Origin of the sequence: Janthinobacterium sp. (assembly GCF_031995485.1) — a bacterium.
GTDB lineage: Bacteria > Pseudomonadota > Gammaproteobacteria > Burkholderiales > Burkholderiaceae_D > Janthinobacterium.
In genome coordinates, this window is record NZ_DAMAGB010000051.1 from 32828 (window position 1) to 48303 (window position 15476).

Genomic DNA, 15476 nt, shown 5'->3' on the forward strand with positions numbered 1-15476 from the left:
GCTTAGCCGGTGAGCTCAACCATCGGCACCAATTCAGCAAGGAAACAGCAGCAGGGAGGAAAATCAGGCCGGTTTAATGAAGTCCTAAGCCTGATTAAAGAAAGCGCTGGCATAGTACACACATGGCGCACGGACACCCCGGGCGCAAGGTTGCCGGACACCTCAATGACCGGCACGAATGTGTCGTACCGCAGTGCCGTGCTCATCGCACCTCACTGCCCCCTGTTTATCCCTGCGCTCTGAACAAGCGTTTCAACCGGCTGCCGCGTAATGCGAAGCCGGTTTTTTTTGCGTGACCCGACAATATGGCTAACGCTGTTGTCGGATTGCGCGCGGCTGCGCCGCGCTAATCCGACCTGCGATCGTTACGACTGTTTCGACAGCCACGCATCAATCGCCGGCAAGCGCTGTTCGCGCACCTTGATACGGTACTCGATGTCGGCGATCGAGGTATCGGCGTCGCCGCGCGCGGTGGCCGCCAGGTGGGCCCTGGCATAGGCATCGAGCTTGCCGACCATCGCCTGCTGGCTGGAGCTGGCCGCCAGGCGCGGGAAATAGCGGCTGCGCGAGCTGGCGTCGATGCGCGCGTTGACCTGGTCGATATGGGACAGCGCGAAATCGAAGGCCAGGTCCGGATGGCGGTATGCCACGCGGCTGATCATGGCCGGGCTGTTGGTCAGGCCCGGTTCGTCCGTCAGGGCCAGCGCCAGCGCACGCTGGGCCAGTGCCGCATCGTCGCTCGACGCCAGCAGGTCATACAGCTGGTTGCGGATCAGCGGCGTTTTTTCGGCTTGCGCTTCGGCGTGCAGCTGGTCCCAGGCGGCGGCGTCCGCATGCTGGGCCACCACGCCCAGGATGGTGCGGCGCAGGGCAGCCGGCAGGGCGGCCGGGTCGGTGGCGCGTGCCGCATGGCGGCGGCGCGCTTCCGTGATGACGGCGGTGTCGCCCAGATTGCTCAGGGTGCCGATCAGCTGGCTGCGCAGGGTGGCCACGGTGTCCGCTTCGCCCTCGCGCGCCTGCCAGCCGGTTTGCGCCATCACGGGCGCCAGGCGGGCAATCGCCCAGGCATCGAAGCGGCGCTGGCGCAACTGGTCGCCGGCATACTGCTCATGCAGGCCATTCAGCGCACCAGCCACCTTGCCCCAGACCTGCGGGTCGGCCGACAAGGGCGTCGCTTTGACCAGATCGAGGAAGTCGGCCGGATTCTGCAGGCCGGCCATGCCCAGCGACTGGCTGTCCGACAGCACGCCCAGCTGATCGATGGCAGGCAGCTGCGCAAAGCTTGAAGCCAGCGCGCCGGCCTGTTTCGGCGCATACAGGGTGCGGTAATAGCCGCTCTGGCCGGCGTTCACCAGCAGCGGGCCGCAACCGGGCACCGTCAGGGTAGCCTTGCCGTTCTGTACCAGCACGCGCGCCAGCTTGCCGCTGCCCAGTGTCTGCGCGATCACCGGCACGCGCCAGGCCAGCGGTTTTTTCTGTTCGCGGTCCTTGGTAAATTCACCCTGGGTCAGCGTGACGGTGGTATTGCCGGCCTTGCAGGCGGTCTCGCCCACGCGGATCAAAGGCACGCCCGGCTGCAGGGTGAAGTCGTGCGCGATCGCGCTGACCGGCTTGCCGGCAGCCGCATCGACTTCGCGCCACAGGTCGTCGGACACCGTATTGCCATACGCGTGCTTGCGCATGTAGCTGCGCACGGCCGTGCGCCAGGTATCGGCGCCCACATAGGCTTCGAGCATGCGGATCACCGACTCGCCCTTCTGGTAGGTGATGGTGTCGAAGGCCTGGCTGGCCTGTTCCACCGTGGCGATGCGCTGCACCACCGGATGCGTGGTGGCCAGCGCGTCGCGGCTCATCGCGCCTTCGCGCACGCGGACCGATGACAGGGCGGTGTTCCATTCCGGATGCATGCGTTCGGTGGTGCGGCTTTCCATCCACGAGGCAAAGCCTTCGTTCAGCCACAGGTCGTCCCACCAGCGCATGGTGACCAGGTCGCCGAACCACTGGTGCGCCATTTCGTGCGACAGCGTGGTGTAGATGTTTTCCTTGTCGGACTGGGTCGAAATGGCCGGATCGAGCAGCAGGCTGTATTCGAACGTGAACACGGCGCCCCAGTTTTCCATCGCGCCGAAAAACTGGCTGCGCCCTGGCGCGGCGATATTGTCCAGCTTGGGCAGCGGAAAGCGCACGCCGAAATAATCGTTGTATTCGCGCAGCAGCGCGGCCGATTCGTCCAGCGCGAAGCGGCTTTGCGCCAGCGCGCCTTTCTTGGTGATGACACCGACTTCGGTGCCGTCCGCCATGGCCGTGGCGCGCTCGAAGTCGCCCAGGCCGAAGAACAGCAGATAAGTCGACATGCGCGGCGTGACGCCGAACGTCACGCGCTTCTTGCCATTGCCCAGCTCCGTGCTGCTGGCAACGGGCATGTTACCGACCGCCATCTGGTTGCTCGGCACGGTCGCTTCCAGCGCAAACGTGGCCTTGTAGTCCGGTTCGTCCCACGACGGCAGCACGCTGCGCGCGTCCGAGTTCTCGAACTGCGTGTACAGCGCGCGCTGGCGGCCGGCTGGCGTATCGTAGTCGAGCGAGAACAGTCCCGTGGCCTGGGTGCCGATCTTGCCGCTGTAGCTGATCGCCAGCGTGTGCTTGCCCTTGGCCAGCGGCTGGGCGAAATGCAGCGTGGCTGTCTGCGTGGCGCCATCGACATCGATCTTGCTGGCCTGCTGGGTGCCGCCGGGCCCTTCGGCGGTGGCGCCCGCGAACGCCAGTTCCAGCGCATTGAGCGTGACCGTGCGCGTCGGCGCGGCGACATCGACCGTGATCGCCACGTTCGCCGTGAAGGTCGCCGCCTGTGCATCGGGCGTGAGCGACAGCGCATAGTGCAGTGGCGTGACGCCGCGCGGCAGCTGCGTGGTGGTGGACGTGGCGTGGCTGGCGGAGGCATGTGGCGCACTCGGCTGGGCGGCATGGCTGGTCAAGGAGGCCAGCGCGAGGACTACGGCGGCGGCGATACGGCTGCGTGAAAGATTGCGGTGCATGAGAACCCTGTTGATGAGAGTATCGCGCCGGCCAACCTGGTAAGCGTCCGGCGCACTGGGAGGTGATGGGCGCGCTGGCGTTGATATAGGCAGGTCAGCATTCCCGTCCAGCAATCTAAGTGTAAACGTGGGCAAAGTCAAACGCCGGGTGGCAGGGTATGATGCGGCAGCGATCATAATAAACAGCATAAAGAGGAGACCAGCATGAAACTGTATGTCAGCCCCCGCACGCCGAACCCGCGCCGGGTCACCATGTTCATTGCCGAAAAAGCCATTGCCGGCATCGAGGAAGTGCCGCTCGACCTGATGGCGGGCCAGCATCGCGATCCCGCTTTCCTGGAAAAGAATCCGATGGGCCGCGTGCCGGCACTGGAGTTGCCCGATGGCCGCGTGCTGGCCGAGACGCGCGCCATCTGCACGTATCTGGAAGGACTGCAGCCGGAACCGAACCTGATGGGCGAGGGGTTTGAAGAGCGGGCATTTATCGAAATGGCGGACCGCCGGGTGGAACTGCATCTGTTCCTGGGCATCGCCAACTGCGTGCGCCACAGCCATCCGGCGCTGCTGGCGCTGGAAAACCCGCAGTTCCCCGACTTCGGCGCCGCGCAGGGCGCCAAGATGCGCGAGACGGCGCAGTGGCTGGACCGCCTGCTGGCGCGCCAGCCGTATGTGGCCGGCGAGCGGTTTACCATCGCCGACATCACCACCTTCTGTTCGCTGGAATTTGCACGCGGCCTGATGAAATACCGGCCAGGCGCGGAGGGGCTGGAGCATCTGCAGGCGTACCGCGACCGGATTGCCGAGCGCCCCAGCGCGGTCCACAGCAAGTAGGTCGGATTAGCGCGCAAGCGCGTAATCCGACAACATTGTTGGCTTGGGCCGGTGGTGTTGTCGGATTACGCGCAAGCGCTAATCCGACATGGCGTTACCGTAATTGCTGCTGCAGAAAGGTATACGTCAACGCCCACATCAGCGCCTGCTGGTCGTTATTGGCCGCGCCCGCATGGCCGCCTTCGGTGTTTTCCCAGTACAGCACGTCGTGGCCCTGTTCTTCCATTTTCGCCACCATCTTGCGCGCATGGCCCGGATGCACGCGGTCGTCGCGGGTCGAGGTGGTAAAGAACACGCGTGGATATTTCTTGTCCTTGAAGACGTTCTGGTACGGCGAGTACTTGCCGATGTAGGCCCATTGTTCCGGCACATCCGGGTCGCCATACTCGCCCATCCATGAAGCGCCGGCCAGCAGCTTGTTATATCTGCGCATGTCGAGCAGCGGCACCTGGCTGACCACGGCGTTGAACAGGTCGGGCCGCTGCGTCAGCGTGGCGCCCACCAGCAGGCCTCCATTGCTGCCGCCCATGATGCCCAGGTGGCGCGGGCTGGTCAGCTTGCGCCTGATCAGGTCCTGCGCCACCGAGATGAAATCGTCATAGGCGCGCTGGCGGTGTTCCTTCAGCGCCGCCTGGTGCCAGCGCGGGCCGAACTCGCCGCCGCCGCGGATATTGGCCAGCACATACACTCCTCCCTGGGCCAGCCACGCTTCGCCGATAATGCCGCTGTAGGCGGGTTTCAGCGACACTTCGAAGCCGCCATAGCCATACAGCACGGTCGGGTTCTTGCCGTCGAACTTCGTCTTCTTGTTCATGATGACGAAGTAGGGCACTTTGGTGCCGTCTTTCGAGGTCGATTCGAACTGCTCGACCTTGTACGGCTTGGCGTCAAAGTAGGCCGGCAGCGACTTGATCCTGGTGCGCTGGTCGCTGCTGGCGGTGGCCAGGTAAAGGGTGGTGGGGTTCAAAAAATCGGTGACGGTCAGGAAGTACTGGTCCGAATCGACGGAGTCCAGTGCGCTGACGGCCAGCGTGCCCAGTTTCGGCGCATCGACCTCGCGGCGCAGCCACTTGCCATCCACATGGCGCAGCTCCGTGATGCGGTTCTTGACCTTGTCCAGCGTGGTCACCAGGATGGCCGACTTCGTGGCGGCCACGCTGTCGAGCGATGAGGTGGCGGTCGGCGCATACAGCACCTCGAACTGCCGCTTGCCCTGCATGAAGGCCCGGAAGTCGGTGGCAATCAACGCACCTTGCGGAAAGGTCTTGCCGTCGAGCGTCCAGTCCGAGCGCAAGGTGATCACCAGCTGGTCGCGCACGGTAAAGGCGGTGGCGTCATCGGGTTTCGGCACCTTGGTCAGGCGGTCGCCTTCGCGCAGGAACATCTCGCCGCTGTAAAAGTCGATCTGGCGCTCGACGAACTGGAATGCATGGCCGGGCGTGAAGTCCTTGTAGGCGGCAACGCTCATGTCGTCCGGTTTGGCCTCGTACAGCGTGCGCGCCTGGGCCAGCGGCGTGCCGCGCTTCCATTCCTTGACGATGCGCGGGTAGCCGGAACTGGTCATCGAGCCGGGGCCGAAGTCGGTCGAGACGAACAGCGTGTCGTCGTCGATCCAGCCGGTGCTGCTCTTCGCTTCAGGCAGCACGAAGCCGTCGGCCACGAACGCGCGTTTGGCCACGTCGTATTCGCGCACCACCTTGGCGTCGCCGCCGCCGCGCGACAGCGACACCAGGCAGCGTTCGCCCTTCGGGTACAGGCAGGAGACGCCGCCCCAGACCCAGTTCTCGTTCTCGCTGGCGGCCAGCGCATCGAGGTCGATGACGGTTTCCCAGGCCGGTTCGGGCAGCTGGAACTGCGCCAGCGTGGTGCGGCGCCAGATGCCGCGCACATGCTGCGCGTCGCGCCAGAAATTATAGAAAAACGCGCCTTCCTTGCTGACGTAGGCAATCCGCTCTTTCGAGTTCAGGATGGTTTTCAGGCGCGCCTGCAGGGCCGGGAACGCGGCTTTGCTTTCCAGTTCCCTGGTGCTGACGGCGTTGTGCTGATGCACCCAGGCCATCGGCTTGTCGCCGGCGACTTCTTCCAGCCACTGTAATGGATCGGTCGGGGCAGTGGCAGCGGCGGCATCAGGCGCCTGGGCATGGGCGACGCCCGCAGTGGCCAGGCCGAGCAGCATGCTGCCGGCAAATTTGCGATAGAAAGACATGGGCTGGTTTTCCTTGACAATGATCGGTTGCGCCGTTTTGCACTCAAGACGGCGCTGCCATGTTGCCATGGATTGCAGGAAGGAACCAGAGGCAAGCGGCGGCTGCAAACCCTGCGGCGCCTTGCTAGCTGGCTTGTGCCGGCAGTTTCGCCACCACCTTGATCTCGAACTGGAAGCCATACAGCCAGGTCACGCCGACCGCCGTCACGGTCGGGAACGGCGCCTGGCCCCAGTATTCGGCCTGCACCAGGTCCCAGATGCGCTGGAAGTGGGCTTGCGGATCGACGATAAAGATGGTCACATCCTGCACATCGCCGAACGTACACCCGGCAGCAGCAAGAATGGCGTTCAGGTTGCCGAAGGCGCGCCGCACCTGCGCGTCGAGTTCCGGTTCGGGCGAGCCATCGTCGCGGCTGCCGACCTGGCCCGACACGAACAGCAGGCCGTTGGCGCGCACGGCCGGTGAATAGCGGTTCCGTTCATACAGCGCCTGGCGGCCTGGTGGGAACACGACGTCGCGTTGGTTCATGGTGATCTCCTGTGGTCATGCAGCCGGCGGCTGCGCAAGACACCACTGTAAGCGCGGATGGCCTGCAGATAAACGGGCAAGGCTGCGCTAGACTGTTTGTATAATCCAAACAATCAACGCGGAGTAAACAGTATGGACAGGTTTGACGCAATGACCGCTTTTGCGCGGGTAGTCGAGACGGGCAGTTTTACGCAGGCAGCGCGGACACTGCACATGAGCCGCACTACGGTGACGCAGCTGGTGCAGCAGCTCGAAGCGCGCTTGCGCCTGAAACTGCTGAACCGCACCACGCGCAAGGTCAACGTCACGGCCGATGGCGCCGTGTATTACGAACGCATCGTCGAGGTGCTGGCGGCGCTGGAAGAGGTGGAGACCAGCCTGCCGAATGCATCGGCATTGCCGCGCGGCCAGCTGCGCGTGGATGTGCCCAGTCCGCTGGCCAGCATGCTGCTGGTGCCGGCGCTGCCGCAGTTTCACGCCTTGTATCCCGATATCGTGCTCGACATGGGCGCCAGCGACCGCATGGTCGACGTGATCGGCGAAAACGTCGACTGCGTGATACGCGGCGGCGCCATCGCGGACCAGTCGCTGATGGCGCGCCAGGTCGGCGACCTGCAGCTGGCCGTGTATGCGGCGCCGGCCTACCTGGCACGGGCCGGCACGCCCGTGCATCCCGCCGAGCTGGAGAGCGAACAGCATCGCATCGTGCGCTTTCGCTGGGCGAGCAGTGGCAACGGCTTTGCGCATGTGATGCAGCGGGACGGCGAGACTGTCAGGATACAGGGGCAATACGTGCTGTCGATCGACGACGGCAACGCCTATCTGGCGGCGGGCGTGGCGGGCTTGGGGGTGTTGTGGCTGCCGGACTATATGGCGCGGAAACATGTGGCCAGTGGCGAACTGGTGCCGCTGTTTGAAACCTGGGCAATCGCCGCGATGCCCTTGTACCTGGCGTATCCACCCAACCGCCACGTCAGCAAGAAGCTGCGCGTGTTTATCGATTGGGTGGTGGAATTGATGGACCGGCATGCGCCGCTGGCGCGGCCGGCCGGCAAATCAGTTACCTAAGATAATCTGTGCGATCAGACCGGTTGCGGCCGCCATCAGCACATAGTCGTTATCGACCTTTACCCACTGGTGGCCGCGCGGAGGCGGGCTCAGGCGGCGTGCGCGCCAGTCGTTGACGACGTGGCGCTTGTTGCGGTATTCCGCTGGCAAACGGTTACCCTTGTGCCATTCATGGCGCGGACCGACGCCGCGGTTGCCTGCATGCTGCGGAGCATGGCCAGGACGCGCATGGTCATCGCGGCGGTCATCACGCCTGTCGTCGTGCCGGTTGTCATGCTCGTCGCCACGCTGGTCATGCTGCTGCGGCCTGTTGTCATTCCGGTCGTGGCGATCCTGGGCAAAGGCCGAGGCGCTGCAAGCCATGAAGGCTGCGATCAGGGAAGAGACGAGGATTTTCTTGTTCATGAGGTGTTCCTTTTTGACAGGGCGCAACGAGGTAGCTGGCCAATGATGACATTGGAACATGCAGTTGCTTTTTGTTCAGTTTGCTAGCGCACATAGGCCTTCATAATCTTGACGATCATCACCATACAGCGATTGACAGCGCAACGACAACAGCGGAATATGTTCTTTAAAGAAACCACTTCAACTCAGGCATGGCCGCCAATCTGTGCTGCGGCAAGCGCCGCATGAGGCCAGCCCTGCCATCACACTATCCACCGGAGTCTGTCGCATGATGCACCACCTTACCCCCACCTTCGAGCAAGCCGGCGCGCTCGACCAGTTGCTGGCCCTGCAAGCCGACGACATGGACCGGCTCGACTTCGGCGTCATCGGTTTCGATGCCGATGGGGTAGTCCGGCAATACAATGCGTTCGAATCGAAAGCGGCCGGCCTGGCGTCCGATCGCGTTCTGGGCCATCCCCTGTTTACCGTGGTGGCACCGTGCATGAACAACTTCATGGTGGCGCAGCGTTTCGAGGATGCGCTTGCCGACGGAAGCGAGCTCGACGCCATCATCAATTATGTCCTGACCTTGCGCATGCGCCCGGTCAAGGTGGCCCTGCGCCTGCTGGCCGCGCCGCACGCCGCCACGCGCTATGTGCTGGTGCAGCGCAAGCCATGAGCGTGCCGGAAGCGGCTGGCGAGGATGCGGCAGCCAGCCATGAGGCGCTGCTGCAATTCCTGTACATGGCGCCGGTCGGCCTGGTGCAGACCGATGCGGACGGCAATATCGGCCTGATCAACCCGGTCTCGGCGCAGCTCCTGATGCCGCTGTCGCGCGACGGCTCGCTGGAAAACCTGTTCGATGCGCTCGGTTCGGTCGCGCCCGACCTGCGCCATCTGGCTGCCGCCTTTGCCGCCCCGAATGGCATCGTCTGCGATGGCGTGCGCATCCAGCTGTATGCCGATTCGAGCAAAAGCTCGCCGCAGTTCCTGTCGCTGAGCCTGATCAAGCTCGATGGCTCGCGGCTGATGGCCGTGCTGGCCGATGTGACCCAGCAGGTACGGCGCGACCGCCAGCTGCGGCAAAGCGATGCCTGGCTGAATGCCATCCTGACCGGCATCAGCGACTACGCGCTGGTCAGCCTGGACCAGCGCGGCCGCATCAATGAGTGGAACGACAGCATCGGCCGCGTCACCGGTTTTGGTGCGGATGCCGCTCTGGATCAGCCGTACTCGCTGTTCGATGAAGCGGGCGCCACCACGGCCGAGCGGCTGGCGGACCGCCTGCGCGAAGCGGACGCCAACGGCTGGAGCCTCGACGAAGGCTGGCGCGTGAAAGCCGACGGTTCGCGCTTTTGGGGCAGCGCCATGATCTCGCCGCTGCCCGACCGCGAATCGCCTGCGTCCGCCTTGCACGAAGACACCGAGTCGGCGTATTGCCTGGTGATGCGCGATATCAGCGACAAGCGTGAGGCCAGCGAGCGCTACCGCCAGGCCAGGGACTGCGATTACCTGACCGGCATCGCCAACCGCCGCGCGTTTTTCGAGGCGGCCGAACGCGAACTGGAGCGCAGCTTGCGCCTGCCGCGCCCGATCGTGCTGCTGCTGTTCGACGCCGACCATTTCAAGGCGGTCAATGACCGTCATGGCCACCCGGCCGGCGACGCCGTGCTGGTGCATCTGGCCACTTCGCTGGTGGCCGCATTTCGTCCGTCAGACCTGGTCGCGCGCATCGGCGGCGAAGAGTTTGCCGTCTTGCTGCCGTCGACCAGCGTGGCCGTGGCGCAGGAACTGGCCGCGCGCTTCTGCCAGCGCATTGCCGGCGAAACGGTGCAGGTTGACGGCGTGCCCATCAGCTACACCGTCAGCGGCGGCATGGCGCTGGCCGGCGACGGCGCGCAGTCGCTGGACCTGCTGCTCAGGCGGGCCGGCCAGGCCCTGGCTGCGGCCAGGACGCAGGGACGCAACAGGATCGCCTGCTGGAAACCGGATCTGAGTGCCGCAGGCACCGCGAGGAGCGCTCCATGATGGCTACCCACGACGATGACGCTTACCAGACGCTGATCGAGTTTCTGTACCGCGCGCCAATCGGCCTGGTGCAATGCGACGTGCACGGCGAGATCGACATGCTCAACCCGATGTCGTCGCAGCTGCTGATGCCGGTGGCGCCGGAAGGCGATCTGAGCAATCTATTCGACGTGTTCGACGGCATCGCGCCGCAGTTGCGCGTCATGGCGGCGGCGTTCGAGCGCAGTTCGGGCGTCGTCTGCGAAGCGTTGCGCATCCCGGTCAACGGCATGCAGGAAACGGGCATGGATGCGCGCCATGCGCCGCAGGTGCTGTCGATCAGCCTGCTGAAACTCGATACGGGCCGGCTGATGGCGGTAGTGATCGACGCCAGCATCGACCAGCACCGCGAACAGCAGCGGCTGGCGCAGAAGCTGAGCGGCGCCGAGCGCATCGACCGCCTGACGGGCTTGCCGAACCGGCTCGGGGTGCAGGAACAATTGCAGCAGCTGATCGATCGCGGCGCCAGCTCCGGAAATGGCTATGCCGTCCTGTTGCTCAACTGCGACCGCTTCCGGCAGATCAATGCCACGTTTGGCGAGGCATCCGGCGACCGCCTGCTGATCATGCTGGCAGATCGCCTGCGCGCCGCCCTGCGTTCGAACGGACAGGTCGCCGCCCGTTTCGGCGGCGACGAGTTTGTCGTGGTGCTCGACGGCATGCGCCAGGCGGCGGACGTGCACAGCGTGGCGCGCCGGCTGCTCGACGCGATCAGCCCCTTGTTCCTGATCGACGGACAGCAGCTCAATTGCACCTGGCGCATGGGCATCGTGCTGCAACAGGACGCTTCGGGCAATGCCGAGGACGTGCTGCGCGATGCCGGCATCGCCATGCAACATGCGAGACAGGCCGGCTCGGCGCATCCGGCCCTGTTCGATCCGGCCATGCGCGAGGCCGCCGCGCAACTGGGCGAAATCGAGGCCGACCTGCGCGTGGCCCTCAGCGGGAACCAGCTGTTCGTGGTGTACCAGCCGGTGGTGGGCCTGAACGAAGACATGGGCATCGACCGCGGCGCCGCCGTCGAAGCGCTGGTGCGCTGGCGCCATCCGGTGCGTGGCGTGGTGCCGCCGCTGGAATTTATCGGTATTGCCGAGCAGACCGGCCAGATCGGGGCCTTGGGCGACTTCGTGCTGGCGCAGGCCTGCCACGACTTCATGGCCTGGCAAGCGAAGCTGGGTCCGCGCGCACCGCGCCTGATGGCCGTCAACCTGTCGCGCGCGCAACTGGCGCAGCCGGACTGGATCGCCACGGTGCGCCAGATCCTGGCCGCCAGCGGCATGCGCCCGGACCAGCTGCAGCTGGAAGTGACGGAAAGCCTGGCCGCACAGGACGAACAGGTGCAGCTGCGGCTGGCCGAACTCAAGGCACTGGGCGTCACGCTGGCGCTGGACGACTTCGGCACCGGCTATTCGTCCCTGTCCAGCCTGCATTTGCTGCCGGTCGATACGGTCAAGATCGACCGCTCGTTCGTCTGCCAGGCCGATACCAGCAATCACCACCGCGTGCTGATCCAGGCCACCATCAGCGTGGCGCGCAGCCTGGGCATGCGCACGGTGGCCGAGGGCATCGAAACGCCGGCGCAGGCGGCCGTGGTGACGCAGCTGGGGTGCGACAAGGGACAGGGTTATTTCTTCAGCCGCCCGCTGCCGAGCGAGGCACTGGTGGAGTGGCTGGCGTTGCCGCCGGCCTCCTGAAGCGGGCTACGGTACCTGATTGATCCACACCGGCGCCGACCACGCGATATTGCCATCGTCCTGCGTCACGCGCGCATAGTAGAAATGCGGTCCGGGCGAGGGCGTGATCGTGATCTGCGCCTGGTCCGACAGCGGCGTCACGCTGCCATTGCTGCCAGGCACGCCCTGAAACAGGACGATGCTGGCCGCCTGGCGGCCCTGGCTGTGGCTGTGGCGTACCGTGAGCGACAGCGGCCCCCGGTTGTCGAAACGCTCGCCCATCATCCTGCCGTTGGCCGTGAATATCAGCTGCGCGTGCTTGTCCATGGTGGCGAACACGCGCCGCGCGCGCAGGGCCTCGAACAGGCTGTCGCGGCTCAGTGGCGCATCGGCCCGGACCAGGATAGCCGTGCGGTTGCCGTAGGCCGCACCCCAGTTGGCGCAGTGGTTGTCCTGGTTGGTGCTGAACGCCACATGGTAGCCGGCACTCAGGGCGCGGTTGCAGGCCGCTTCATAGTTGCTGCGGCGCGGCTCCGTTTCCTGTTCGTTGGTGGAAAAGGCCGAGGTATTCATCACTTCGCACAAGACCATCGCGGCGTCGCCATCGGGTGTATAGCCAAGCGGCTGGCCGGCCACCGTGAACTGGCCCGAGACCGCAGGGTGGTTGAACTGGCCCAGCCAGCCCCGTTCGCGCATCAGCCCATACAGTGCCGCGTAGTCGCCTTTCGGCGTGTCCAGGTCGGCCAGCAGTTCTCCCTTGCCATTGCGTTCCCAGCCCAGCAGCAGATCGCTGTTGAGGATATTCAGGTGGCCGCCCTTGTTGATCACGCCCCATTCCATGCCGTACAGCGCCAGGAAGCCGGGGTTGTCGGCAGTGTAGGCGGCCGCTTCGGCCAGGCCCGTCTGGTACAGCGCCTTCGCTTCGGCCGGCTCGGCTGCCGCGTTGGTGCCATCGGAGCCGTCATACATATGGTTGTGCTCGGACGCCAACAGCACGTCCAGGCCATGCTGCTGCGCATAGCGGTAGGCGTCGATCGGGCCGAACGGCGCCGTTTGCGGTTCCTGCGCGCCCTTGCACGCATCGAGCGCGGCGCCGCCGTCGCTGTGGCGGGTCTGGCTGTGCAGGTTGGCCAGGACGATTTTATAGGGCAGCTTGTCAAGCAACGGTTTCGTCGCAGGCGGCAGCGCGGCCCGGCGCGGCGCCAGGGTGCGATTGCCATCGCTGCGCTCGACGGCAATCTGCCACTGCTGTTCCACCGTCTGCCGCCCGGCGCCATCGCCTGCGGTGGCGCGCAACAGCAGCTGGTACAGGCCTGCCGGTGCCGGAGCTCCGCCGTCAAGGCGGCCATCCCAGGGCACGCTGACCGTCGCGCCGTCGCCGGCCATGCGCGCCAGGCCTTGCCAGCTGCGCGTCAATTGACCCTGCGCGCCGGGACCGGACAGCGTCAGCCGCCAGTCGACGGCATGGACCTCGCCTTCGCCGGGATAGGACAGTTGCACCTGGAACGTGCGCGCCTGTGTCCTGCGCGCATCGGGCGCCGCGTGAAACGGCGCCTGCACGGTGGCATCGAGTTCCTGATGCTCCTTGGGCTCGGCAGCTTGTCCTTGCGCGGCAGCACCGCTGCTGCATGCAAGAAAGAGCAGTGCCGCCCATGCGCGCGCCAGCCTTGTGATGCCATCGTGCGCAGCCATGCCGGCCTCCCTGGTCGATCCGATAGCATTTAGACAAATCCTGCCTCGTTTCAGTTCCATCACCGCACCAACAAGAGGCGATGCTGCACCGCGATCACCCATGACCGGGCGCAAACGGCGGCGATTTTGTGTTGCAGCCCCTGCAAAAACCTGGCACGGCGCTTGCTAAAGGATAGGGACGGATCAACGGCGATCCCCGGAACAAACAACGGTCCAACGACGGGCCACCATGGACAACGGCGTCCGCTCACACTGATTTGGCTATCGGTAGGGGCGGGCGCCGTTTTTGTTTTATCAACGGGATACTTCGGGAACCATCATGGCCAGCAAAGCTACCAGCATCACGCTCTTCTCCCTCGCCACGCCACCCATGCGCGCCTTCCACCTGACGTGGATGGCGTTCTTTGTCTGTTTCTTCGCCTGGTTCGCCTGCGCGCCGCTCATGCCCATCATCAAGGGCGAGTTCGGTCTGTCGCTGGCGCAAGTGGCCAATATCAATATCGCGGCCGTCGCCATTACCATCCTGGTGCGCCTGATCGTCGGCCCCATGTGCGACCGCTACGGTCCGCGCAAGACGTATACCGGCCTGCTGCTGCTGGGCGCGATTCCCGTGCTGGGCGTGGCCGCTTCGCAAAGCTATGAAAGTTTCCTGTTCTTCCGCCTGGGCATCGGCGCGGTCGGCGCCAGCTTCGTCATCACCCAGTACCACACCTCGGTGATGTTCGCGCCGCGCGTGGTCGGCACGGCCAATGCGGCCGCTGCCGGCTGGGGCAATGCGGGCGGCGGGGCGGCGCAAGCCTTGATGCCGCTGATGCTGGGCGCGCTGGTGATGCTGGGCGTGTCCGAATCGCTGGGCTGGCGCGTGGCGCTGCTGGTGCCGGGCGTGCTGATGCTGGTGATGGCGGCCCTGTACTGGCGCTTTACGCAGGACTGCCCGGAAGGCAATTACTCGGACCTGCGCAAGGCCGGCATCGCCATCGAGGGCGGAAAAGGTGGTGGCAAAAGCGGCGGCTGGGCCAGCTTCAAGGCAGCGAGCAGCAACTACCGCGTCTGGCTGCTGTTCGTTACCTACGGCGCCTGCTTCGGCATCGAAATCTTTATCCACAATATCGCCGCCGTCTATTACGTCGACCATTTCGGCCTGTCCCTGAAATCGGCCGGCCTGGCCGCCGGCAGCTTTGGTTTGCTGGCGCTGTTTGCCCGCGCCCTGGGCGGCTGGCTGTCCGACAAGCTGGCGCTGCGCGGCAACCTGAACAGCCGCGTCACCCTGCTGTTCATGCTGATGATCGGCGAAGGCGTGGGCCTGCTGTGGTTTGCCAGGGTCGACAGCGTTACTTTCGCCGTGATCGCGATGCTGGTATTTGGCCTGTTCACCCATATGGCATGCGGCGCCACCTATGCGCTGGTGCCGTTTATCGACAGCAAGGCGCTGGGTGGCGTGGCCGGCATTATCGGCGCCGGCGGCAATGTGGGCGCGGTGGCGGCCGGCTTCCTGATGAAGGGCACCGGCGACATCCGCCAGACGCTGGTCATCCTGAGCGTGCTGGTGGTGGTGTCGGCCCTGTGTGCCATCGCGGTGCGCTTTACCAGCAGCGCGGCCGAAGCGAAGCTGGCTGCGGCCTGAGGAGAGAAACATGCACACCCCCCTGAAAATCGTCGTCCTCGGCCATGGCATGGTCGGGCATAAATTCCTCGAACGCCTGGCGCTGGAAAACAATACGCGCCTGTCCGTGACCGTCTTGTGCGAAGAGCCGCGAGCCGCCTACGACCGCGTGCACCTGTCCGAGTTTTTCAGCGGCAAATCGGCGGACGACCTGTCGCTGGTGGCGCCCGGCTTTTTCGAGCAGGGCAATGTGGTGCTGAAGCTGAACGCGCGCGCCATCGCCGTCGACCGTGCCGCGAAAACCGTCACCGTCAGCACCGGCGACATCCTGCCGTACGACAAGCTGGTGTTCGCCACCGGCTCGACCCCGTTCGTGTCGCCGCTG

At 65.0% G+C, this 15476-nt stretch carries 12 protein-coding genes; 7 read left to right on the plus strand and 5 right to left on the minus strand.

Annotated elements, in window-relative coordinates; translation table 11 throughout:
* Positions 1–365 precede the first annotated feature (365 nt).
* Positions 366–3035 (minus strand): M1 family metallopeptidase, encoded by a 2670-nt coding sequence (locus RTQ46_RS22870; RefSeq protein WP_312439888.1) that lies wholly within the window; start codon positions 3033–3035, stop codon positions 366–368.
* A 204-nt stretch (positions 3036–3239) separates the two neighbouring features.
* Here RTQ46_RS22870 and RTQ46_RS22875 point away from each other — a divergent pair, with 204 nt between their 5' ends.
* Entirely contained in the window at positions 3240–3866 is a 627-nt protein-coding gene (locus tag RTQ46_RS22875; protein ID WP_312439889.1) for a glutathione S-transferase family protein, read from the plus strand.
* Between the two features lie 94 nt (positions 3867–3960).
* Here the strand turns inward: RTQ46_RS22875 and RTQ46_RS22880 are convergent, their stop codons facing one another.
* Complete coding sequence (locus RTQ46_RS22880; RefSeq protein ID WP_312439890.1) at positions 3961–6072, minus strand: prolyl oligopeptidase family serine peptidase; 2112 nt, start codon at positions 6070–6072, stop codon at positions 3961–3963.
* A 124-nt stretch (positions 6073–6196) separates the two neighbouring features.
* The gene (locus RTQ46_RS22885; protein ID WP_312439891.1) at positions 6197–6601 is read right to left on the minus strand and encodes a RidA family protein; all 405 of its coding nucleotides are present in this window, start codon (positions 6599–6601) and stop codon (positions 6197–6199) included.
* A gap of 132 nt (positions 6602–6733) precedes the next feature.
* On the opposite strand from RTQ46_RS22885, the gene RTQ46_RS22890 reads away from it, so the two are divergent.
* The gene (locus RTQ46_RS22890; RefSeq protein ID WP_312439892.1) at positions 6734–7669 is read left to right on the plus strand and encodes a LysR family transcriptional regulator; all 936 of its coding nucleotides are present in this window, start codon (positions 6734–6736) and stop codon (positions 7667–7669) included.
* Here the strand turns inward: RTQ46_RS22890 and RTQ46_RS22895 are convergent.
* Positions 7658–8074 carry an RcnB family protein gene (locus tag RTQ46_RS22895; protein WP_312439893.1) on the minus strand — a complete coding sequence of 139 codons (417 nt, stop codon included), beginning with the start codon at positions 8072–8074 and terminating at the stop codon, positions 7658–7660. The two genes, RTQ46_RS22890 and RTQ46_RS22895, sit on opposite strands and share 12 nt — an antisense overlap.
* Before the next feature lie 268 nt (positions 8075–8342).
* Between RTQ46_RS22895 and RTQ46_RS22900 the strand changes: the two genes are divergently transcribed.
* From RTQ46_RS22900 to RTQ46_RS22910, 3 genes are read left to right on the plus strand one after another with little or no spacing between them, the layout of a single operon-like run.
* On the plus strand, positions 8343–8735 hold the full coding sequence (locus tag RTQ46_RS22900; RefSeq protein WP_312439894.1) for a PAS domain-containing protein: 393 nt from the start codon (positions 8343–8345) through the stop codon (positions 8733–8735).
* Complete coding sequence (locus tag RTQ46_RS22905) at positions 8732–10084, plus strand: diguanylate cyclase domain-containing protein (RefSeq protein ID WP_312439895.1); 1353 nt, start codon at positions 8732–8734, stop codon at positions 10082–10084. Before RTQ46_RS22900 ends, RTQ46_RS22905 begins: the two co-directional genes overlap by 4 nt.
* Positions 10081–11817 carry a bifunctional diguanylate cyclase/phosphodiesterase gene (locus RTQ46_RS22910; RefSeq protein WP_312439897.1) on the plus strand — a complete coding sequence of 579 codons (1737 nt, stop codon included), beginning with the start codon at positions 10081–10083 and terminating at the stop codon, positions 11815–11817. The genes RTQ46_RS22905 and RTQ46_RS22910 overlap by 4 nt, the downstream gene beginning before the upstream one ends.
* A gap of 6 nt (positions 11818–11823) precedes the next feature.
* Here RTQ46_RS22910 and RTQ46_RS22915 read toward each other — a convergent pair whose 3' ends face one another.
* The gene (locus tag RTQ46_RS22915; RefSeq protein ID WP_312439899.1) at positions 11824–13488 is read right to left on the minus strand and encodes a CehA/McbA family metallohydrolase; all 1665 of its coding nucleotides are present in this window, start codon (positions 13486–13488) and stop codon (positions 11824–11826) included.
* 319 nt (positions 13489–13807) lie between these two features.
* Between RTQ46_RS22915 and RTQ46_RS22920 the strand changes: the two genes are divergently transcribed.
* Positions 13808–15112 (plus strand): MFS transporter, encoded by a 1305-nt coding sequence (locus RTQ46_RS22920; protein WP_312439900.1) that lies wholly within the window; start codon positions 13808–13810, stop codon positions 15110–15112.
* Between the two features lie 10 nt (positions 15113–15122).
* A partial coding sequence (locus RTQ46_RS22925) for an FAD-dependent oxidoreductase (RefSeq protein ID WP_312439901.1) occupies positions 15123–15476 on the plus strand: 354 nt, incomplete at its 3' end.

Bases quoted from the DNA above. Each gene is read 5' to 3' on its own strand.
- RTQ46_RS22870 (WP_312439888.1), bottom strand. From the start codon at position 3,035: ATGCACCGCAATCTTTCACGCAGCCGTATCGCCGCCGCCGTAGTCCTC.
- RTQ46_RS22875 (WP_312439889.1), top strand. From the start codon at position 3,240: ATGAAACTGTATGTCAGCCCCCGCACGCCGAACCCGCGCCGGGTCACC.
- RTQ46_RS22880 (WP_312439890.1), bottom strand. From the start codon at position 6,072: ATGTCTTTCTATCGCAAATTTGCCGGCAGCATGCTGCTCGGCCTGGCC.
- RTQ46_RS22885 (WP_312439891.1), bottom strand. From the start codon at position 6,601: ATGAACCAACGCGACGTCGTGTTCCCACCAGGCCGCCAGGCGCTGTAT.
- RTQ46_RS22890 (WP_312439892.1), top strand. From the start codon at position 6,734: ATGGACAGGTTTGACGCAATGACCGCTTTTGCGCGGGTAGTCGAGACG.
- RTQ46_RS22895 (WP_312439893.1), bottom strand. From the start codon at position 8,074: ATGAACAAGAAAATCCTCGTCTCTTCCCTGATCGCAGCCTTCATGGCT.
- RTQ46_RS22900 (WP_312439894.1), top strand. From the start codon at position 8,343: ATGATGCACCACCTTACCCCCACCTTCGAGCAAGCCGGCGCGCTCGAC.
- RTQ46_RS22905 (WP_312439895.1), top strand. From the start codon at position 8,732: ATGAGCGTGCCGGAAGCGGCTGGCGAGGATGCGGCAGCCAGCCATGAG.
- RTQ46_RS22910 (WP_312439897.1), top strand. From the start codon at position 10,081: ATGATGGCTACCCACGACGATGACGCTTACCAGACGCTGATCGAGTTT.
- RTQ46_RS22915 (WP_312439899.1), bottom strand. From the start codon at position 13,488: ATGGCTGCGCACGATGGCATCACAAGGCTGGCGCGCGCATGGGCGGCA.
- RTQ46_RS22920 (WP_312439900.1), top strand. From the start codon at position 13,808: ATGGCCAGCAAAGCTACCAGCATCACGCTCTTCTCCCTCGCCACGCCA.